Annotated in this window: 16 protein-coding genes and 4 tRNA genes; 8 read left to right on the top strand and 12 right to left on the bottom strand. The window is 59.3% G+C overall.

Translation table 11 applies throughout. The annotated features are described in order from the left end of the window. Nucleotides 1-375: 375 nt before the first annotated feature. From ACYZT0_RS00520 to ACYZT0_RS00510, 3 genes are read right to left on the bottom strand one after another with little or no spacing between them, the layout of a single operon-like run. Nucleotides 376-1644 (bottom strand): OprD family porin, encoded by a 1269-nt coding sequence (locus ACYZT0_RS00520; RefSeq protein ID WP_462044189.1) that lies wholly within the window; start codon nt 1642-1644, stop codon nt 376-378. Between the two features lie 18 nt (nt 1645-1662). Next, complete coding sequence (locus ACYZT0_RS00515; protein WP_462044188.1) at nt 1663-2883, bottom strand: benzoate/H(+) symporter BenE family transporter; 1221 nt, start codon at nt 2881-2883, stop codon at nt 1663-1665. Next, nucleotides 2880-4244, bottom strand: coding sequence for an aromatic acid/H+ symport family MFS transporter (locus tag ACYZT0_RS00510; protein ID WP_462044187.1), 1365 nt, complete (start codon nt 4242-4244; stop codon nt 2880-2882). Before ACYZT0_RS00510 ends, ACYZT0_RS00515 begins: the two co-directional genes overlap by 4 nt. Before the next feature lie 252 nt (nt 4245-4496). On the opposite strand from ACYZT0_RS00510, the gene ACYZT0_RS00505 reads away from it, so the two are divergent. The 4 genes from ACYZT0_RS00505 to ACYZT0_RS00490 are packed head-to-tail and all read left to right on the top strand — an operon-like array spanning nt 4497 to nt 7234. Then, on the top strand, nt 4497-5123 hold the full coding sequence (locus ACYZT0_RS00505) for a DUF1780 domain-containing protein (protein ID WP_116581801.1): 627 nt from the start codon (nt 4497-4499) through the stop codon (nt 5121-5123). Further along, entirely contained in the window at nt 5120-5647 is a 528-nt protein-coding gene (locus ACYZT0_RS00500; protein ID WP_462044186.1) for an MOSC domain-containing protein, read from the top strand. Before ACYZT0_RS00505 ends, ACYZT0_RS00500 begins: the two co-directional genes overlap by 4 nt. Before the next feature lie 54 nt (nt 5648-5701). Further along, nucleotides 5702-5875: a DUF3094 domain-containing protein gene (locus ACYZT0_RS00495; protein ID WP_032830895.1), complete on the top strand. Its 174-nt coding sequence runs from the start codon at nt 5702-5704 to the stop codon at nt 5873-5875. 60 nt (nt 5876-5935) lie between these two features. After that, nucleotides 5936-7234 carry an NAD(P)/FAD-dependent oxidoreductase gene (locus ACYZT0_RS00490; RefSeq protein ID WP_462044185.1) on the top strand — a complete coding sequence of 433 codons (1299 nt, stop codon included), beginning with the start codon at nt 5936-5938 and terminating at the stop codon, nt 7232-7234. 390 nt (nt 7235-7624) lie between these two features. On the opposite strand, the gene ACYZT0_RS00485 is transcribed toward ACYZT0_RS00490, so the two are convergent. From ACYZT0_RS00485 to rluD, 7 genes are all read right to left on the bottom strand, one after another. Continuing rightward, nucleotides 7625-7701, bottom strand: a tRNA-Pro gene (locus tag ACYZT0_RS00485). Nucleotides 7702-7797: 96 nt separating this feature from the next. Further along, nucleotides 7798-7873, bottom strand: a tRNA-Lys gene (locus ACYZT0_RS00480). Between the two features lie 5 nt (nt 7874-7878). Then, a tRNA-Pro gene (locus tag ACYZT0_RS00475) sits at nt 7879-7955 on the bottom strand. 9 nt (nt 7956-7964) lie between these two features. Then, nucleotides 7965-8040: transfer RNA gene (locus ACYZT0_RS00470), tRNA-Asn, on the bottom strand. Between the two features lie 298 nt (nt 8041-8338). Continuing rightward, nucleotides 8339-10903, bottom strand: coding sequence for an ATP-dependent chaperone ClpB (gene clpB, locus ACYZT0_RS00465; protein ID WP_095130594.1), 2565 nt, complete (start codon nt 10901-10903; stop codon nt 8339-8341). Between the two features lie 130 nt (nt 10904-11033). Further along, a complete protein-coding gene (gene pgeF / locus ACYZT0_RS00460) occupies nt 11034-11759 on the bottom strand; it encodes a peptidoglycan editing factor PgeF (RefSeq protein ID WP_462044184.1) in 726 nt (241 codons plus the stop codon). Further along, entirely contained in the window at nt 11756-12718 is a 963-nt protein-coding gene (gene rluD / locus ACYZT0_RS00455; RefSeq protein ID WP_462044183.1) for a 23S rRNA pseudouridine(1911/1915/1917) synthase RluD, read from the bottom strand. Before rluD ends, pgeF begins: the two co-directional genes overlap by 4 nt. Nucleotides 12719-12869: 151 nt before the next feature. On the opposite strand from rluD, the gene ACYZT0_RS00450 reads away from it, so the two are divergent. From ACYZT0_RS00450 to ACYZT0_RS00435, 4 genes are all read left to right on the top strand, one after another. After that, the gene (locus ACYZT0_RS00450) at nt 12870-13889 is read left to right on the top strand and encodes an outer membrane protein assembly factor BamD (protein ID WP_462044182.1); all 1020 of its coding nucleotides are present in this window, start codon (nt 12870-12872) and stop codon (nt 13887-13889) included. A 122-nt stretch (nt 13890-14011) separates the two neighbouring features. After that, nucleotides 14012-14245, top strand: coding sequence for a PP0621 family protein (locus tag ACYZT0_RS00445; RefSeq protein WP_462044181.1), 234 nt, complete (start codon nt 14012-14014; stop codon nt 14243-14245). Then, nucleotides 14235-15824 (top strand): sensor histidine kinase, encoded by a 1590-nt coding sequence (locus tag ACYZT0_RS00440; protein ID WP_462044180.1) that lies wholly within the window; start codon nt 14235-14237, stop codon nt 15822-15824. The genes ACYZT0_RS00445 and ACYZT0_RS00440 overlap by 11 nt, the downstream gene beginning before the upstream one ends. Before the next feature lie 2 nt (nt 15825-15826). After that, nucleotides 15827-17167 carry a sigma-54-dependent transcriptional regulator gene (locus tag ACYZT0_RS00435; RefSeq protein WP_462044179.1) on the top strand — a complete coding sequence of 447 codons (1341 nt, stop codon included), beginning with the start codon at nt 15827-15829 and terminating at the stop codon, nt 17165-17167. 130 nt (nt 17168-17297) lie between these two features. On the opposite strand, the gene thiO is transcribed toward ACYZT0_RS00435, so the two are convergent. Both thiO and ACYZT0_RS00425 read right to left on the bottom strand, forming a co-directional pair. Beyond that, nucleotides 17298-18398 (bottom strand): glycine oxidase ThiO, encoded by a 1101-nt coding sequence (gene thiO, locus ACYZT0_RS00430; RefSeq protein ID WP_462044178.1) that lies wholly within the window; start codon nt 18396-18398, stop codon nt 17298-17300. 56 nt (nt 18399-18454) lie between these two features. Continuing rightward, nucleotides 18455-18850, bottom strand: coding sequence for a type IV pilin protein (locus tag ACYZT0_RS00425; RefSeq protein ID WP_462044177.1), 396 nt, complete (start codon nt 18848-18850; stop codon nt 18455-18457). Nucleotides 18851-18864: the final 14 nt, after the last annotated feature.

Here is an 18864-nt window from a genome sequence, read left to right as displayed (position 1 = left end):
CCAGTTGATTGGCAAAGCGCATGTCTTCCTCGGTTTGCAGCACGGACTCGGTCAATTGCTCCAGCGTGACTTGCACAATCGCCCCCGGCCACTCGCGTTCGGGCAGTGCTGGCTGCGCCAGCGGTGCCTTGATCGGCGCCTCGATCGGTAAGGCAATCGGTTCGGCAGTCTCCCACGCGGGTGAGGGCACAGGCACCAATGCCTCACGTGGCTGGCATCGATAAAGCACTGCCGCACACAGCAACGCGAGGTTGATCCCACCGGCCAGCACCCACCGTTCGTTATCGCCCCAGCCCAATATCACCGCGCCTGCGCCCGCCATCATCAACAGCAATTTCGCGCCGATTTTGTACGGTGGCTGTTCTTTTCCAATAGTCATAGCAGCGTCCAGGTGTAACTGAGGATCAGGCGATTCTCATCGATATCACTGCGGTAGTTGGAGCGCGCCATCGCGTTGCGCACGCGAAACCCGAGGCCTTTGAGGCTGCCACTCTGCAGCACATAGCCGAGATCGAGATCACGCTCGCGGTCCTTGCCCTCGAACCCTTTGCCGGTATCGACATTGTTGCCGGTGATGTAGCGCACGGTACTGGTCAGCCCCGGCACGCCAAGGGCCGCGAAATCGTAGTCGTAACGCGCTTGCCAGGAGCGCTCATCGGTGTAGGCGAACTCGTAGGTCGGCACTTCGTTGCCCAACGGTGAAATGTTGGCAAACACTCGCGGGAAGGCGCTGTCGCCGAACATGCCCTGATAGCCGACATAAAACGTGTGGCCGCCGCGCTTGGCCGACAGCAACGAGAAGAACGCCTGGTTGTCGATGTTGCCGAGCAATTTTTTACCGTCTTCACGCGAATCGTAATACCCCAGGTTGGCACCCAGGGTCCAATTGCCCAACGGCTGGCTGTGCTTGAGGCCGAGAAAGCGCTGGTTGTAAATATCTTCCAGTTGTCCGAACCAGGCACTGACCGTGCTGCGCTTATCATTGAAGGCGTACTCGGCGCCGGCAAAGTTGAAGCCATCACTGCTGACCTGACGCTGCGGTACATGACCGAGCATGGCTTGCATCTTTTCGTCGCCGGCCTCGTTGCGCAAGCTGGTCGAACTCAAGTGACCGCCCTGCACAGTCAGGCCATTGATCTCGTTCGAGCTGATGCTTGCGCCCTGATAGCTGGGCGGCAGCAGCCGGATATCGCTGAAGGCCAGTACCGGCAGATGGGGTTGCAGCTCACCCACCTTCAGTTCGGTTTTGGAGTAGCGCACCTTCAGCGCGCCCTCCATTCGGCTGTAATCATTCGCCGCACGCCCATCATCCTGCACCGGCAGCAAACCGGTATTGACCCGATCCCGGCTGCTGTCGAGTTTGAGGCCGAGCAGGCCAATGACGTCCACACCAAAACCAACGGAACCTTGGGTGTAACCGGATTTGACGTTGAGAATGAAGCCCTGTGCCCACTCTTCAGCCTTCGACTGTTTGTTAGCGCCGACGATGTCGGAAAAGTCCCGGCTGAAGTAGTAATTGCGCGCTTGCAATGTCGCCGTGGTGTCTTCGATGAAGCCGCCCTCCGCCGCCATCGCACCGGCGGAGAAAGTCGAGACGACAGCCATGGACAACACTGATCCGGTTGCTGGAAGAATCTGTTTCATCGTTTTTTTCTCTTGTTTTTATTGATCGACAGGTTGAAGTGCTTCAGCCGCAGCGGATTCGCTGCGAGGAACAGGACGTCGGGCGTTTAACAACAAGTGGGTGACCATGCCGAAAATCAGCCCCCAAAAGGCCGCAGACAAACCAAGCAACGACATGCCAGATGCGGTGGTCAGGAAGGTCACCAACGCGGCTTCGCGATCACTCGGCACGGCCATTGCGCCGGCCAGCGCCCCGGCAATCGCGGCGAACAGCGCCAGCCCGGCCAGGGCCGCGATCAGTTCTTTGGGGAACGCCGAAAACAGTGAAACCAGGGTGGCACCGAAGATCCCCAGCACCAGGTAACACACCCCGCCCACAACCCCGGCCACATAGCGTTTGCCGGGATCTTCATGGGCTTCGCGCCCGGTACAAATCGCCGCGGTGATTGCTGCCAGATTCAGCCCGTGACAACCGAACGGTGCCAACAGCGCCGTGCCCAACGCACTGCTGGCGATGATCGGGCTTGCCGGCGTGGGGTAACCACTGGCACGCAGCACCGCCATGCCGGGCACAAACTGGCCGGTCAGCGCCACCATCACCAGCGGCAAGGCGATATTCAGGGTCGCGCTCAGGCTAAACGCGGGCGTGATCCATACCGGCGTGGCCAAGCCGATCACCAGCGCTTCGCGGTGCAAATCACCAACGAAAAAGGCGATGGAGCAGCCCACCAGCAGTACCATCAGCACCGCATAACGCGGCATCAGCCGTTTGCAGATCAGGTACGTGGCAAACATCGCCAGCACCAGCAGCGGCTTGCCCTGCAACGAGATGAATAAACCGGTGCCGAAGCTGAACAGAATTCCCGCAAGCATGGCCGCCGCAATCGCCGCGGGCAGTTTGCTGATGATCCGGTCAAAAGCCCCCGATACCCCAACCAGAAAGATAATCAGGCTGCTGACCAGATAAGCACCCACCGCCTCCGGCATGGAGATCCCCGGCAACAGCGCCACCAGCAACGCCGAGCCCGGCGCCGACCACGCGATGATCACCGGGACGCGGTAACGCAGGCTCAACCCGATACCGAGCACAGCGCTGCCGATGGAAATCGCCCAAACCCAGGAAGACAACACCTCCCGCGAGAGGTGCGCGGTCTCGGCGGCCTGAAAGATGATCACCAAAGGGCCTGCGTAGGAAATCACCGTGGCGATAAATCCGGCGACTGCCGCAGACAGGGAAAAGTCCTTGAGTAACGTTTTCATGAAGCCTGGCCGACAGCCCCGTCAGGCGATGCGTGCAAGCTAGGTAACTGTTGTTTGGCACTGCGCCGACTGCTGATGGCAAACACGGTCATGGCGATCGCGGCCACCGCACCGGGCAAGGCAAACGCCATGAAATTCAGTTGCAACGGCAGGCTAATCCCCAGTAACGCACCGCCCAGCAGCGGACCGACAATAGCGCCGTTGCGCCCGATGCCCGACGCCCAACCCAAACCGGTGGAGCGAATGGTCATGGAGTAGAACTGCGCGGCGCAGGCGTACAACAGAATCTGCGAGCCGATGGTGGTGGCGCCGGCAATAGCGATCAGCAGATACAACAGCGGCATCGGACTGTTGAACCCCAGCAATGTGATCGACACGGCAGCCACCGCGAAGAACACCGCCAACACCCGCGGCAGGTTGAGTTTGTCCCCCAGCACACCGCCGCCCACCGCGCCGAAAATGGCACCGAAGTTGAGCACCAGCAGGAACGACAAACTCGAGCCCAGGCTGTAACCGGCATTGGCCATCAGTTTTGGCAGCCAGGAACTCAAGGCGTAGACCATCAGCAGGCAGCAGAAGAACGCCAGCCACAGCATCAGCGTGCGCAGCGCACGACCCTCGCGGAACAGTTGCAACACGGGGGTGCCGGTGCCCTTTACTTCGCTCATGTGCAACTGATCGCTGGCGAGTGCGACGTAAGCCGGATCAATCCGTTCCAGAATGTTGCGCGCCTCTTCATTGCGTCCCTGACGCAGCATGAAACCCACCGACTCGGGCAGGAAGTACATGATCAACGGCAACAACAGCAACGGCAGTACCGCCACGTAAAACACCGATTGCCAACCAAAACTCGGGATCAGCACGATACCGAGCCCCGCCGAGAGCATGCCGCCCACCGAGTAGCCGCTGAACATGATCGCCACCAGCGTGCTGCGGATCTTCTTCGGCGCGTACTCATTCATCAGCGCCACGACGTTGGGCATCACCCCGCCAATGCCGAGCCCGGCAATGAACCGGCAGAGGCCAAACTCGGTGGGGTTACGGGCAAAACCATTGAGCACGGTAAACCCGCTGAAGAGCATCACGCAGATCGTGATGGCTTTTTTGCGGCCGATCTTGTCTGACAGCGGGCCGAAAAACAGCGCACCGAACATCATGCCGAACAGTGCATAACTGCCCAGTGCGCCCGCTTGCAGGGGACTGAGCCCCCACTCTTTCATCAGCATCGGCAGCACCACGCCATAGATCACCAAATCGTAACCGTCGAAGATGATGATCAGGGCACACCAGAACAGCACCATCCAGTGGAAGCGGTTGAATCGTGCATTGTCGATAACCTCATGTACGTCAATCTTGCGCATGGCATCTATCTCTTGTTGTTGTTCTTTTGAGAGCGTCGGTAGCACGGCTCACGTCCGTACAGCCGAGGGTAAAGTCGCCAGACACGGGGCAATATCCGCTTTGCGCAGATCGCTATCCGTTTTGTGCAGTGCTCTGAACCGGGCGCGGGATGAGGAATGTCGCGGGCATGGCGCGCCGCAAATCCGGCAGTTCTGACCCTCTCCGATAAACTGTCTTCTTTGCGATCGCATTTGAACGCTAAGCTTGGGCCTATGGATGACTCAGATTATTTACGCCTGCTGACCATCGCGGCCGAGCAAGCCAACGCGTTCCTGTCCAATGCCCGCAAATGGGAGCGTGAGCGTTGGGTCTGTCAGCGCCTGCTGCAGGGCCTGAACATTCCCTATCGCGCCGACGAATTTGCCCCGGCCGGGGAGCCACCGGACGTGCTGTTTCGTGACGCCAGTTTCGAAGTGTTTTTCGTACTTGATGAAGGCCGACGCCTCAACGACGAATGGCGCGATGAGCTGCAGCGCCGGCGCAGCGCGTTTTCCCTGAGTCAGCTGGTACGCCGCGAGGCTAAGCCCCGGCGCATCCCGGCCAATGAGTTCCTGCTGAGACTGGCGCCGACCTTGCGCAAAAAAGCGCACAACTACAAAGAACGTGGCATGGACCTGGGCGAACTGGACATCATTGCCTTCGCCAGCCTCAAGCGCGAAGTGCTGGACCTCAACAGCCATTTCCCGCCGCCGACCGAATACCTGCGCCAGGGCTGGCGCTCGTTATCGCTGGTCGGTCCGACCTTCGCCCGTGTGCTGTTCGCGCACCCCGAGGCACCGGATTTTCTGCGCAGCAACCTGGGCCGCAGCATTGTTTTCGACGTCGGGATCAGCCTGTGAGTCCATTGCAGGAGCTGATCGTCGAAGTGCCGCAGCAGGGCCGGGTCCGCTGGATCGGCGTGCGCCCGGAGCGCCATGCGCCGATGATCGAACTCGATGCGGTAGAAGCGCGTCTCGAGGCTGGGTTAACCGGCGATCGCGCTCGCCCGGGCGTGCGTAATGCGCGCCAGGTGACGCTGATTCAGTGGGAGCATCTGGCCGTGATCAGTTCACTGATGGGCCGCCCGGCCGATCAACCGGTTTTAGCGCATGATCTGCGGCGCAACCTGGTCGTCAGCGGCATCAATTTGTTCAGTCTCAAAGGCCGACGCTTCAAGATCGGCCAGGCGATTTTCGAAACCACTGGCTGGTGCCAACCCTGCGCCCGCCTCGAGAATAACCTCGGCCCCGGGACCTTTCAGGCCGTTCGCGGACATGGCGGAATCACTGCCCGAGTGTTACAAAGTGGAATCATTCGCCTGGACGATACGGTGAGCGTCGAGCCCATTCCTGCCAGCGGCTATGCTCCGTTCAACGTTCGTTAAATCAGCCTGTAGCTTCTACACATCCAGCAACGTCTACTCCTGACGAGGCCCAATATGACCAGCCGCCTGAACCCCGACGACCAAAAGCATGTCGAAGAGTACCTGCACTTGTCCCAGCACCGAGTCGAGCGCCGGCCTTTCCGGCCGTGGATGCTCCTGGTGGTGGTGTTGGCAGTGACCATTGGTTTAGGCCTGTTGAGCCGACTTATCAGCTACCTGACGCTATGAGCTGCCTCGCGCTCGCTCGGGTAATTGCACCGATTTCTTTTAGCCTTGCGAGATATCCCCATGACTCATCGTATTGTCATCGTTGGCGGCGGCGCCGGCGGTCTGGAGTTGGCTACCCGTCTGGGTAAGACTCTGGGCAAGCGCGGCACGGCCAGTGTGATGCTGGTCGACGCGAACCTGACCCACATCTGGAAACCGCTGTTGCATGAAGTGGCGGCCGGATCGCTGAACTCTTCCGAAGATGAACTCAACTATGTTGCCCAGGCGAAATGGAACCACTTCGAGTTCCAGCTGGGGCGCATGAGCGGGCTTGATCGCGCACAGAAGAAAATCCAGTTGGCGGCCACCTACGACGAAGCCGGCGTGGAGCTGGTTCCAGCCCGTGAGCTGGGTTACGACTCGCTGGTGATCGCGGTCGGCAGCACCACCAACGATTTCGGCACTCAGGGCGCGGCGCAACACTGCCTGTTCCTTGACACCCGCAAACAGGCCGAGCGCTTCCATCAGCAATTGCTCAACCACTACCTGCGCGCGCACGCCGGGCAGACCGACAAGATCGAGCAGATCAGCGTGGCCATCGTGGGTGCCGGTGCTACCGGGGTCGAACTGGCCGCCGAACTGCACAACGCCGCCCATGAACTGGCGGCTTACGGCCTGGACCGGATCAAACCGGAAAACATGCACATTACCTTGATCGAAGCCGGGCCACGGGTGCTGCCAGCGCTGCCGGAACGTATCGGCGGGCCTGTGCATAAAACCCTGGAGAAGCTTGGGGTCAACGTCATGACCAACGCCGCCGTCAGTGAAGTGACGGCCGACAGCCTGATTACCGCCGATGGCAAAGTCATCAACGCCAGCCTGAAAGTCTGGGCGGCCGGGATTCGTGCACCGGGGTTCCTCAAGGACATCGATGGTCTGGAGACCAACCGGATCAATCAGCTGCAAGTGCTGCCGACCCTGCAAACCACCCGCGACGAGAACATCTTCGCCTTCGGTGACTGCGCGGCCTGCCCGCAGCCGGGCACTGATCGCAACGTACCGCCGCGCGCCCAGGCTGCGCATCAGCAAGCTTCGTTGCTGGCCAAATCGCTGAAGCTGCGAATCGAAGGCAAGCCTCTGCCTGCGTACAAATACACCGATTACGGTTCGCTGATCTCGCTGTCGCGTTTTTCGGCTGTGGGTAACTTGATGGGCAACCTCACCGGCAGCGTGATGCTCGAAGGCTGGCTGGCGCGGATGTTTTACGTGTCGCTGTATCGCATGCACCAGATGGCGCTGTATGGCGCGTTCCGCACAGCGATGCTGATGTTGGGCAGCAAGATCGGGCGCGGGACTGAGCCGCGACTCAAACTGCACTAAACATTCGGCGTCTGTCAGGGCCTCTTCGCGGGCAAGTCGGATCGCCGCACCGCACGCTCCCACAGGATTTGTGTCGACCATGAAATCTGGGGCCGACACATAACCTGTGGGAGCGTGCGGTGCGGCGATCCGACTTGCCCGCGATGCAGGCGCCTCGGTCTTTCCTGCGAACACTTGTGTGTCTCACTGTATCTCCCCTCACTGTATCTCCCCTTCGCTTACAAACTCCCCCCTTGCGCGACACAGTAGCGATATACCACGCCCGCTAAATGGCCACACCCGAGCCGGGCGCCCCGCCAGCCAGGGTTATCGCCGCACTTACGTGGCGTCCTTTATCGAACGGTTGGACAAAAAAAATCCCCGTATCTTTCGATACGAGGATTTTTAATATGGTCGGGGTAAGGGGATTCGAACTCCTGACATCCTGCTCCCAAAGCAGGCGCGCTACCGGACTGCGCTATACCCCGGTAAAAAAAAGGCGACCTTTACAAGTCGCCTTCTTCGATCAGTGCTTTTGGCCTCTGATCTTAAGATCTGATCCCAGCGTTAACTGGTTTCAAAAATGGTGGGTCGTGTGGGATTCGAACCTACGACCAATTGGTTAAAAGCCAACTGCTCTACCAACTGAGCTAACGACCCAAAAATGGTCGGGGTAAGGGGATTCGAACTCCTGACATCCTGCTCCCAAAGCAGGCGCGCTACCGGACTGCGCTATACCCCGGCTTGAAATTGGCTCCGTGACCAGGACTCGAACCTGGGACCCAATGATTAACAGTCATTTGCTCTACCGACTGAGCTATCACGGAACTACATATTTCAATTTACAACTGTGCAGCTTGCTTCAACTCTTCGACCCGTTCGCATCGCTGCGTTCGTGTGTCTGAGGCGCGCTATTCTACAATCTTAAGCACCTCTGTCAACCCCCTAAATTGCTTTCAAGTTAATGATTTGCAACTTATTTCAGATTCCTGCTTGGGGAGCAGAAACCCTTCAGGGCGACTTACTGCGGGGCGCACTTTACAAGCCTTTTCCTTTCAGTTCAACAGCCTGGCGAAAAAAAGGCCTCGCAATGCGAGGCCTCGTCAGTTCTGCTACCGCTCTGGATCAGACGAATACGATTTCGTCGTTTTCCACGACACCTTTTGCGGTGTCGCCGGGCATGAAACGGCCCGACAGAATCAGCTGCGCCAGCGGGTTCTCGATCCAGCGCTGGATCGCTCGTTTGAGCGGCCGTGCGCCGTAAACCGGGTCGTAACCCACCGCGATCAGCTTATCCATCGCCTCAGGGCTCAGATCAAGCTTCAGCTCGCGCTCGGTCAGGCGACTGCGCAGGCGACCCAACTGGATCTCGGTAATGCCCGCGATCTGATCCCGAGCCAACGGTTCGAAGATCACCACTTCGTCGACCCGATTGATGAACTCCGGTCGGAAGTGCGTGGAAATCGCATCCATCACCGCCGCACGTTGCGCCTCACGATCACCGACCAGTTCCTGGATTTGTACCGAACCCAGGTTGGAGGTCATGACGATCACGGTATTTTTGAAATCCACCGTGCGGCCATGACTGTCGGTCAGTCGGCCATCTTCCAGCACTTGCAGCAAGATATTGAAGACGTCCGGGTGGGCCTTCTCGACCTCGTCCAGGAGGATGACCGAATAAGGCTTGCGACGCACCGCCTCGGTCAGGTAACCGCCCTCTTCATAGCCTACGTAGCCTGGTGGCGCGCCGATCAGTCGGGCCACGGAATGCTTCTCCATGAACTCGGACATGTCGATCCGCACCATCGCCTCTTCAGTATCAAAGAGGAACTCGGCCAGTGCCTTGCACAACTCGGTTTTACCGACACCGGTCGGGCCGAGGAACATGAACGAACCGCTCGGGCGATTCGGATCGGACAACCCCGCACGAGAACGCCGCACCGCGTTGGAGACCGCGATCACCGCTTCGTCCTGGCCGATCACACGTTGGTGCAACAAGCTTTCCATCTTCATCAGTTTGTCGCGCTCGCCTTCGAGCATTTTCGACACCGGAATGCCGGTCCACTTGGACACCACTTCGGCGATTTCTTCTTCGGTCACCTTGCTGCGCAGTAACTGGTTTTCAGTTTTGCCGTGCTGGTCGACCATTTGCAGGCTGCGCTCCAGGTCCGGGATGATCCCGTACTGCAGCTCGGCCATGCGGTTCAAGTCGCCTTTGCGGCGGGCCGCTTCCAGTTCCTGACGGGACTGTTCGATTTTCTGCTGGATCTGCGCAGAACCCTGAACTTCGGCTTTTTCCGCGTTCCAGATTTCTTCCAGGTCCGAATACTCACGCTCGAGGCGGACGATTTCTTCCTGGAGTTTTTCCAGACGTTTTATGGCCGCTTCGTCGCTTTCTTTCTTCAGCGCCTGGGATTCCACCTTCAACTGAATCAGGCGGCGCTCAAGGCGATCCAAAACTTCCGGTTTGGAGTCGATCTCCATGCGGATGCGGCTGGCCGCTTCGTCGATCAGGTCGATGGCCTTGTCCGGCAGCTGACGGTCAGTAATGTAACGATGGCTGAGTTTCGCCGCGGCAATGATTGCGCCGTCGGTGATTGCCACTTTGTGGTGAACCTCGTAGCGCTCTTTCAGGCCACGCAGGATCGCGATAGTGTCTTCCTCGCTCGGCTCGTCCACCAAGACTTTCTGGAAGCGCCGTTCGAGGGCGGCGTCCTTCTCTATATATTGGCGGTACTCGTTGAGCGTGGTTGCACCGACGCAGTGCAGCTCACCGCGAGCCAACGCCGGTTTGAGCATGTTGCCAGCATCCATCGAGCCTTCGCCCTTACCGGCGCCGACCATGGTGTGCAGTTCGTCGATGAACAGAATGATCTGGCCTTCCTGCTTCGACAGCTCGTTAAGCAGGGATTTGAGGCGCTCTTCGAACTCGCCACGGTACTTGGCACCGGCAATCAACGAACCCATGTCCAGGGACAACAGGCGTTTGCCTTTCAGTCCATCCGGCACTTCACCGTTGATGATGCGCTGGGCCAGGCCTTCAGCGATGGCGGTTTTACCGACGCCAGGTTCACCGATCAACACCGGGTTGTTCTTGGTACGGCGCTGCAGGACCTGAATGGTCCGACGAATTTCGTCGTCACGGCCGATCACGGGATCGAGCTTGCCTTCTTCGGCACGCTTGGTCAGGTCGACGGTGTACTTATCCAGTGCCTGGCGCGACTCTTCGTGGTTGGCGTCATTGACGGCCTCACCACCGCGCAGGTTGTTGATTGCATTTTCCAGGGCTTTCTTGCTGACGCCCTGGCCGAGCAACAATTTGCCGAGCTTGCTGTTCTCGTCCATCGCGGCGAGCAGCACCAGTTCGCTGGAGATAAACTGGTCGCCCTTCTGCTGGGCCAGGCGATCGGCCTGGTTGAGCAGGCGCGCCAAGTCCTGCGACATGTTGACGTCGCCGGTCGGGTTCTGGATTTTGGGTAGCTGGTCGAGCTCTTTGGTCAGCTCTTTACGCAGGCTGTTGACATCGAAGCCCACCTGCATCAGCAGGGGTTTGATCGAACCACCCTGCTGTTCAAGCATGGCCTGCATCAAGTGCGCGGGCTCAATGCCGGGATGGTCAAGGCCGACGGCCAGAGATTGGGCGTCGGATAGAGCTAACTGCAATTTGCTGGTTAAACGGTCTATACGCATGGGTCACCTTCCTTTTGAGCAGGCCGGACCGATGAAACATCCCGAATGAAGAAACCTGCCAGATACCGCTATAGATGCGGTCGATTCTGGAAGATTCAAGCGTCAAGCAGTTGATGTAGATCAGCGAAGTTTAGCGTTCGAGCCATACAAGGGAGGCAAACCGACCGGTACGTGGGCTGCGACGGTAAGAAAAGAAGCGTGGATCGGTCACGGTGCAGAAGCCGCCACCATAGACAGCAGTGACACCACGAGCGGCCAGCCGTAAACGCGCCAGCTCGTAGATGTCAGCCATGAATTTGCCAGCATTCTGACTCGGCACAAAGGCGTTAGCGGCTTCGGGCAATTGCTCGACGAAGGTTTCGCGCACTTCCGGGCCGACTTCAAAGGCTTGCGGACCAATGGCTGGACCGAGCCAGACCAGCACGTCTTCCGGTGGCACGGCCAGCGCGTCGAGCGTCGCTTCCAGCACACCCGCCGCCAACCCTCGCCAACCGGCATGGGCCGCCGCAACGCGAGTGCCAGCACGGTCGCAAAACAACGCCGGCAGGCAATCAGCGGTCATCGCCGCGCAGGCGATACCGAGCGTTGCCGTCCAGCTGGCATCGGCAGTGGCCACCTGGCTTGGGTCTGCGTGGGCCACGACGATGCCGTGAACCTGCTGTAACCAGGCCGGTTGAATAGAGCAATGATCGGTGAGGCGACGGCGGTTTTCGGCAACGGCTTCAGGGCTGTCGTCGACGTGATCGCCGAGGTTGAGGCTGTCGAACGGCGCCAGACTGACGCCGCCCGCTCGGGTGGTAACGCAGGCTTTCACCCTGGTCGGCGCGGGCCAGTCAGGAATCAGCCAGTCACTCATCCGATGAACGCCTCGCGATCTTGCTTGAGCAGCGTCAGCAACCAGACGAAATCGTCCGGAAGTGGCGATTCCCAGCTCATCCGCTTACCGGTCGTCGGGTGATCCAGCTCCAGGAACCGCGCATGCAGTGCCTGACGCGGGAACGCCTTCAGCGATTCGATCATGGTCACACTGGCTGCCGGCGGAATGCGGAAACGACCGCCGTAGGCAGGATCTCCGACCAACGGGAAGTTGATGTGAGCCATGTGCACACGAATCTGGTGCGTACGCCCGGTTTCCAGCTTCACCCGCACGTGAGTGTGGGAGCGGAAACGCTCGAGCACGCGGTAATGACTGACGGCTTGCTTGCCACCTTCCATCACAGCCATGCGCTGGCGTTGCTGACCGTGACGACCAATCGGCGCGTTGATCTTGCCGCCGGCAGTCACCACACCGATCACGATGCATTCGTAGATCCGGCTGACGCTACGGCTCTGCAATTGCGTGACAAGCTGTGTCTGCGCCTGAATGGTCTTGGCCACCACCATCAGACCGGTGGTGTCCTTGTCCAGGCGGTGCACGATACCGGCGCGGGGCACATTGATGATGTCCGGCACGTGGTGCAGCAAGGCATTGAGCAAGGTGCCATCGGCGTGACCGGCGGCAGGATGCACCACCAGACCCGCGGGTTTGTTGATCACCAGGATGTCGTCATCTTCATAGACGATGTCCAGTTCGATGTCTTGAGCGATCCATTCACCCTGAGCTTCCTGCTCGGCAATGAGCTCAAGAATGGCGCCACCATGAACGATGTCTCGCGGGCGGATAACCGCCCCATCCACAGTCAGGCGGCCATCTTTGATCCAGGCGGAAAGGCGCGAGCGCGAGTGCTCAGCGAATAATTGTGCGGCGACTTGATCGAGGCGTTGGCCGCCCAATTCGGACGGCACCTCTGCGCGAAGTTCAATTTTATCGGACATGCTCGGACTAGGCGTCGGCACAGCCTTTGGTTTCGGCTGCGCGCTTGTGGTTAAATACGGCGTCTTTTGCCCCGAGGCTATTCAACGGGGCGCTCATCATAACAGGACGGCCCCGCCCAAGACAGCGGCCGTCATAGGGACGCAAGCCGCCATGCAAGTGAAACACCTGCTGCTGATCGCCATCCTCGCATTGACCGCTGCTTGCTCATCGAAGGAAGTCGTTGACGAAAACCTTAGCGAAGTCGAGCTGTACCAGCAGGCTCAGACCGACTTGGACAACAACAGCTACACCAGCGCCACAGCCAAGCTGAAGGCCCTGGAGTCGCGTTATCCATTCGGTCGCTACGCCGATCAGGCTCAACTCGAGCTCATCTACGCCAACTACAAGAACACCGAGCCTGAAGCTGCCAAGTCCGCCGCCGAGCGCTTCATTCGCCTGCACCCGCAGCACCCGAACGTGGATTACGCGTATTACCTCAAGGGCCTGACTTCTTTCGACCAGGACGTCGGTCTGCTGTCGCGCTTCCTGCCGTTGGACATGACCAAGCGTGACCCGGGTGCCGCTCGCGACTCCTACAACGAGTTCGCCCAGTTGACCAGCCGCTTCCCCAACAGCCGCTACTCGCCGGACGCCAAGCAGCGCATGATCTACCTGCGCAACCTGCTGGCGGCCTACGAGATTCACGTTGCCGACTACTACCTGACCCGTCAGGCCTATGTCGCCGCCGCGAATCGTGGTCGTTACGTAGTGGAAAACTTCCAGGAAACCCCTTCGGTCGGTGACGGCCTGGCGGTGATGACAGAGGCCTACCAGCGTCTGCACCTGGATGATCTGGCCAACACCAGCCTCGAAACCCTGAAACTCAACTACCCGAAACACCCAAGCCTGGTGGACGGTCAGTTCGTGCCATCGGTGGCCGAAGCCGACAACCGTTCGTGGTTGAGCAAGGCGACCCTGGGCCTGATCGAATCCCGTCCACCGCTGCCGCCGGGCGAAACCCGCGCCAACCAGGACGTGCAGAAGCAGTTCCAGGACGCCAAGGACGCGATTCCGAGCGATCTCAAGCCTAAAGACGAAAATGGCGACGTGATCGAAGAAGAACATAAGTCCGAAGCCAACAACAGCGACCGCTCGTGGTTCAGCCACATGACCTTCGGCGTGTTTGACTGACACGTCGGGTGGTACAAAAAGGAGCCTTTCGAGGCTCCTTTTTTATGGGCTCGATTATTACGCTGTGCGCTGGTCATGTCCTTGGCTAAACTGGCTAATCACTCGTCAAATAGCAGCTCATCATGCTTCGTTTACTGTTCTGGATCGCCCTGATTGCCGCTGCAGTATGGTTCTGGCGCAAGTTCAAGGGATCGTCTACAAATCCCAAGTCCCCTGCCGAGCTGGAAGCGGCCCCTATGGTCCGCTGCGCCCATTGCGGCGTACACCTGCCCCGGGACCGCGCGCTGAACCTTCAACAACAGTGGTATTGCAGCCAGGCTCACCTTGAGCAAGGCCCGGGCTCCAGTGATCGCTGAGACGTCCAGTCCCGGCAGCAAACAGGCCCTGCGACTGCTGCGCCTCTATCATCTTTACCGTTTGAGCGTCGGCATCACCCTGGTGCTGTTGATCGCCAGCAACATGGACAACCAGCTGCTGACGTTCGCCAATGACAACCTGCTGCGCAGTGGCAGTTGGTTATACCTGGTGCTGAATATCCTGCTGGTGGTGTTCCTCGAGAACACCCGACGCCCGGCGCAACTGTTCAGCCTGGCGCTGACCGACGTCCTGCTGCTGTGCGGTCTGTTCTACGCCGCTGGCGGTGTGGCCAGCACCATCGGCAACCTGCTGATCGTATCGGTAGCCATCAGCAACACCTTGTTGCGAGGGCGCATCGGCCTGTTGATTGCCGCCGTCGGCGCGCTCGGTATCGTGGGGCTGAGCTTCCTCCTGAGTTTCAGCCATCCCGCTACCCCCAATGATTACTTGCAAGCCGGCACGCTTGGCGCCCTGTGTTTTGCTGCGGCATTGCTGGTGCAAGGGCTGATCCGACGCCTGGAAGTCAGCGAAACCCTGGCCGAACGACGGGCCAGCGAAGTCGTCGGTCTCGAAGCCCTCAACGCACTGATCCTGCAACGCATGCGTACCGGAATCCTGGTACTCGACGACCAGCGGCGGGTTCAATTGGCCAACCACAGCGCCTTGAACCTGTTAGGCAGGGAAAGTCTTGAAGGCCAGCTGATCGACGACTACTCACCCGCCCTGGTCGAACGCCTGCAACTGTGGCTCAACAACCCGACGCTGCGCCCCCAGAGCTTGAAAGTCGCCAGCAGTGGCCTGGAGTTGCAACCGAGCTTCATTGCCCTGGACCAAAGCCCACACCACCAGACCCTGGTCTTTCTCGAAGACCTCGCGCAAATCGCCCAACAGGCCCAACAACTGAAGTTGGCCGCCCTCGGTCACCTGACCGCCGGTATCGCCCATGAAATCCGCAATCCACTGGGCGCCATTAGTCATGCCGCGCAGCTTTTACAAGAATCAGAGGAACTGAACAGCGCGGATCGACGTCTGACACAGATTATTCAAAACCACTCTCAACGAATGAATCGGGTAATCGAAAACGTTCTGCAACTGTCCCGCCGCCAGCAAACCGTGGCGCAACGGCTCGATCTGAAGTCGTGGCTGGAACAGTTCGTCAACGAAACCCGCGAGGGGGCGTCCGAACATCAGCAGATTCATCTGCGCATCGGCTCAGGAGACTTCAAAACCCTGATGGACCCCAATCAGCTGACCCAGATTCTCGACAATCTGTTGCGCAACGCCTGGCGCCATAGCGCCTTGAATCACGACCCGGCGCAGGTCTGGCTCGAGTTGTTTGTCGATCCGGATAGTCAACTGCCGATCCTCGAGGTCTTGGACAATGGCCCCGGCGTGACACCGGAGCATCAAGTGCACTTGTTCGAACCGTTCTTCACGACAAGCACCCAAGGCACCGGCCTAGGGCTTTATCTGTCCCGTGAGCTGTGCGAAAGCAACCAGGCCCGCCTAGACTTCAAACCACACCAAGGCGGCGGCTGCTTTCGCATCACCTTTGCTCACGGACGGAAACAAGGTTGAACATGAGCCCACAGCAAAAAGTCCTGATCGTCGACGACGAACCGGATATCCGCGAACTCCTGGAAATCACCCTGGGACGGATGAAACTCGACACCTTCAGTGCCCGCAACCTCGGCGAAGCCCAGGCCCTGCTGACGCGGGAGACGTTCGACCTGTGCCTGACCGACATGCGCCTGCCGGACGGCACCGGCCTTGAGCTGGTGCAATACATCCAGCAACGCTACCCACAAGTACCGGTGGCAATGATCACCGCGTATGGCAGCTTGGAAACGGCGATCAACGCCCTCAAGGCTGGCGCCTTCGACTTCCTGACAAAACCGGTGGACCTCACCCGCCTTCGGGAGCTGGTCAGTAGCGCGCTGCGTTTGCCTGCGTCAGGCGGCACCGGCACCGCCATCGATCGCCGGCTGCTGGGTGACTCACTGCCCATGCGTGCCCTGCGCAAACACATCGACAAACTGGCCCGCAGCCAGGCGCCGGTGTACATCAGCGGCGAATCCGGCAGCGGTAAGGAATTGGTCGCGCGACTGATCCACGAGCAAGGACCGCGGGCCCGCCAACCGTTTATCCCTATCAACTGCGGAGCGATTCCGTCTGAATTGATGGAGAGCGAATTTTTCGGCCATCGCAAAGGCAGCTTCAGCGGTGCTATCGAAGACAAACCCGGACTGTTCCAGGCCGCCCATGGCGGCACCCTGTTCCTCGACGAAGTGGCTGATTTGCCGCTGGCGATGCAGGTCAAACTGCTACGGGCAATACAGGAAAAAGCCGTTCGCGGTGTCGGCGATCAGCAGGAAACCGTGGTCGATGTACGCATCCTTTGCGCCACCCACAAAGACCTCGACGGCGAAGTCGCCGCCGAACGCTTTCGCCAGGATTTGTACTACCGGTTGAACGTGATTGAACTACGGGTGCCGCCCTTGCGCGAACGCCGTGACGACATCGAATCGCTCGCCAGCCATGTGCTCAAACGCCTGGCCATCAGCACCGGCCAACCCGCCGCAAAACTCCACCCGGATGCCCTCGACGCGCTGAAAAGTTATCGCTTCCCCGGCAACGTGCGGGAACTGGAGAACATGCTCGAACGGGCTCACACCTTGTGCGAAAACAAGCAGATCGAAGCCAGTGACCTGCGACTGGCCGAAGGCAACTGCAACCCGGAAGGTGGTGTGCCGGACCTGACGCAGATCGACAATCTGGAAGACTACCTGGAAAACGTCGAACGCAAACTGATCCTCCAGGCCCTGGAAGAAACTCGCTGGAACCGCACGGCGGCGGCTCAGCGGTTGAGCCTTTCATTCAGGTCGATGCGCTACAGGCTCAAAAAACTTGGATTGGATTGAGGGCCCCATCGCGAGCAAGCTCGCTCCCACAGGGTTTAGTGGTGTGCACATAATCTGAACACACCGCGGATCAACTGTGGGAGCGAGCTTGCTCGCGATGGCGATAGGGCAAGCAATCAATATCTAACGGTTAAATACGCCCAACCGGCGCATACGGTGCCGGATCAATGATCGGCTCACGTCCCAACATCACATCCGCAAACAACTGACACGACGCCGGCGCCAGCACCAAGCCGTTACGGTAATGCCCGCAGTTGAGCCAAAGCCCTTCGAACCCCGGCACCCGACCGATGTAGGGAATGCCTTCCGGCGAGCCCGGTCGCAACCCGGCCCAGTGCCCCACGATTTCGGCATCCGCCAGTGCAGGAATCAACTCCACCGCCGACGCCTTCAGGCTCTCCAGGGCAGATTCGGTCGGCGTCTTGTCGAAGCCTTCATGCTCCAGTGTACTGCCGATCAGAATGTGCCCATCGCGCCGAGGAATCGCGTAACGCCCCTTGGCCAGGATCATGCTAGGCAGGAAATCCGCGGCGCATTTATAGAGAATCATCTGCCCTTTCACCGGCTCGACCGGCAGGTCCAGGCCCAGGATTTTAAGTAAATCACCGCTCCAGGCACCCGCGGTCAAAACCACCTGGTCGCCGTGAATAGCACCCGCGGAGGTCTGCACCCCGACCACCGAAGCGCCTTCACAGATAAAGCCGCTGACTTCGCACTGCTCATGAATCGTCACGTTCGGCAGTGCAAGTAACGCCGCCTTGAGGGACTTCACCAGCCGCGGATTGCGCACATTGGCCACATCGGCCATGTAGATCGCCCGGGAAAAACCCGCGCCCAATACCGGCACCGCGTCATGAGTCGCCGAGATATCCACAGCCCGCAACGGACGGTTTTCCCGCTCGGCCCAGGCCAGCGCCTCGGCCTCATCGTCCAGGTCCAGCCAATACAACCCGGTGGTATGCACTTCAGGATCGACACCGGTGTCTGCAAACAGTCGCTCACCCAGCTGTGGATAAAAATCCTGGGACCAATGCGCCAACGCGGTGACCGCCGGGCTGTAGCGCCACGGGTAGAGCGGCGAAACAATACCGCCGCCAGCCCAGGACGATTCCTGACCAACGCTCGAGCGATCCAGCAGCACAACGCTTTGCACTTCGGACGCGAGATTGAACGCTGTCAGGAGGCCAATCACACCGCCGCCGACAATCACCACTTGCTGTTGCCTGGTCATGTTCTGATCCAACCGTTAAATAGACAGAGGGCACAAAAGGCGCCCGAAAAAGAAACTCAGCGACCCCAGCACTCCTTGGTCGCGGCCGTCGCATTGACCATGCTTCTCACGCCAGTGTTGGTGATGGTGAAATCACCGCATTTGTCAGCTGCCATGGCCTTGCCGGCCTTGCGCACCGCCGTCAGCAGGAAGGTCTGATCGGTCAGGGTCGGGGTGATGGTGTAAAAGTCATTGCCGGCGCTCAGGCCGGTGGCATTGGTGTAGACATTATTCTTCGAATAGTAGCGTTCAAGGATCTGCGCCTGCTCGGAGAGCAGCCCGGCGACTTCAGTGCGTCGGCCCTTTTTCACATACTCGGTGAGGCTTGGGTAGCCAATGGTTATGACGATCCCGATGATCGCAATCACGATCATGATTTCGATCAGGGTAAAACCTCGGTTGGATCTGCGCATGCCTCAACTCTCAC

The sequence above is a fragment of the Pseudomonas sp. ZS1P83 genome (assembly GCF_054897825.1).
The sequence above is the reverse complement of the archived record's forward strand: the minus strand, read 5'-3'. Positions and strand labels throughout refer to the sequence as shown.

Bases quoted from the DNA above. Each gene is read 5' to 3' on its own strand.
- ACYZT0_RS00520 (WP_462044189.1), bottom strand. From the start codon at position 1,644: ATGAAACAGATTCTTCCAGCAACCGGATCAGTGTTGTCCATGGCTGTC.
- ACYZT0_RS00515 (WP_462044188.1), bottom strand. From the start codon at position 2,883: ATGAAAACGTTACTCAAGGACTTTTCCCTGTCTGCGGCAGTCGCCGGA.
- ACYZT0_RS00510 (WP_462044187.1), bottom strand. From the start codon at position 4,244: ATGCGCAAGATTGACGTACATGAGGTTATCGACAATGCACGATTCAAC.
- ACYZT0_RS00505 (WP_116581801.1), top strand. From the start codon at position 4,497: ATGGATGACTCAGATTATTTACGCCTGCTGACCATCGCGGCCGAGCAA.
- ACYZT0_RS00495 (WP_032830895.1), top strand. From the start codon at position 5,702: ATGACCAGCCGCCTGAACCCCGACGACCAAAAGCATGTCGAAGAGTAC.
- ACYZT0_RS00490 (WP_462044185.1), top strand. From the start codon at position 5,936: ATGACTCATCGTATTGTCATCGTTGGCGGCGGCGCCGGCGGTCTGGAG.
- clpB (WP_095130594.1), bottom strand. From the start codon at position 10,903: ATGCGTATAGACCGTTTAACCAGCAAATTGCAGTTAGCTCTATCCGAC.
- pgeF (WP_462044184.1), bottom strand. From the start codon at position 11,759: ATGAGTGACTGGCTGATTCCTGACTGGCCCGCGCCGACCAGGGTGAAA.
- rluD (WP_462044183.1), bottom strand. From the start codon at position 12,718: ATGTCCGATAAAATTGAACTTCGCGCAGAGGTGCCGTCCGAATTGGGC.
- ACYZT0_RS00450 (WP_462044182.1), top strand. From the start codon at position 12,870: ATGCAAGTGAAACACCTGCTGCTGATCGCCATCCTCGCATTGACCGCT.
- ACYZT0_RS00445 (WP_462044181.1), top strand. From the start codon at position 14,012: ATGCTTCGTTTACTGTTCTGGATCGCCCTGATTGCCGCTGCAGTATGG.
- ACYZT0_RS00435 (WP_462044179.1), top strand. From the start codon at position 15,827: ATGAGCCCACAGCAAAAAGTCCTGATCGTCGACGACGAACCGGATATC.
- thiO (WP_462044178.1), bottom strand. From the start codon at position 18,398: ATGACCAGGCAACAGCAAGTGGTGATTGTCGGCGGCGGTGTGATTGGC.
- ACYZT0_RS00425 (WP_462044177.1), bottom strand. From the start codon at position 18,850: ATGCGCAGATCCAACCGAGGTTTTACCCTGATCGAAATCATGATCGTG.